The 599-nt window shown below is 67.8% G+C and carries 1 protein-coding gene and 1 pseudogene; one reads left to right on the top strand and one right to left on the bottom strand.

Features of this window, described 5'->3' with window-relative positions:
• Positions 1-365 (top strand): annotated as a pseudogene (locus J6500_RS31790) (MFS transporter); the annotation flags it as partial.
• Positions 366-406: 41 nt separating this feature from the next.
• On the opposite strand, the gene J6500_RS31785 reads toward J6500_RS31790, so the two are convergent.
• On the bottom strand, positions 407-599 hold a 193-nt coding region (locus J6500_RS31785; protein ID WP_225713910.1), incomplete at its 5' end, for an NAD(P)/FAD-dependent oxidoreductase.

Below are 599 nucleotides of genomic sequence, written 5' to 3'. Positions count from 1 at the left end.
GGCCGCTCCTGATCGTCTCGCACCTTCTGATCGCCGCCGCAGTCGCGCTGTGCGCCTGGGCCGGCATGATCGAGTCGCGGATCGCGGCTCTCTCGCTGCTTGGCATCGGTGCCGTGCTGCTCGATTTCGCCATCACCACCGACCAGACGCTCGGCCGCCGCGCCGTCAACCTGTTGCGGCCGGAGGCGCGCGGCCGGATCAACGGCCTGTTCGTGGCGCTGTTCTTCATCGGCGGCGCGGTCGGAGGAGCGGCGGCGACCGCACAGACCGCGGTCCAGCCACCAAAACTCCAGGCCGTGGACGCCGCCGCGTTCGGTGTGCTCGGCTTCATCACCGACCTCGCGACGAAGACGGGATCGGAGTGAGTGGCACCGCGTAGGATGGGTTTCGCTTCGCTCTGCCCATCCTACAGGTTCAACCACTTCAATGCGCCCTTCCCGGCCGCAGCGCCGGTCGCGAACGACGCCTGCAACAGATAGCCGCCGGTCGGCGCTTCCCAGTCGAGCATCTCGCCGGCGGCAAAAGTGCCGGGCAGCTTGCGCAGCATGAAGTGATCGTCGAGTTCGTCGAAGCTGATCCCGCCCGCACTTGAGATCGCG

Source organism: Bradyrhizobium semiaridum (assembly GCF_020329505.1).
In the GTDB taxonomy this organism is placed as follows: Bacteria; Pseudomonadota; Alphaproteobacteria; order Rhizobiales; family Xanthobacteraceae; genus Bradyrhizobium; species Bradyrhizobium semiaridum.
This window is presented reverse-complemented; position numbering and strand designations above follow the sequence as displayed.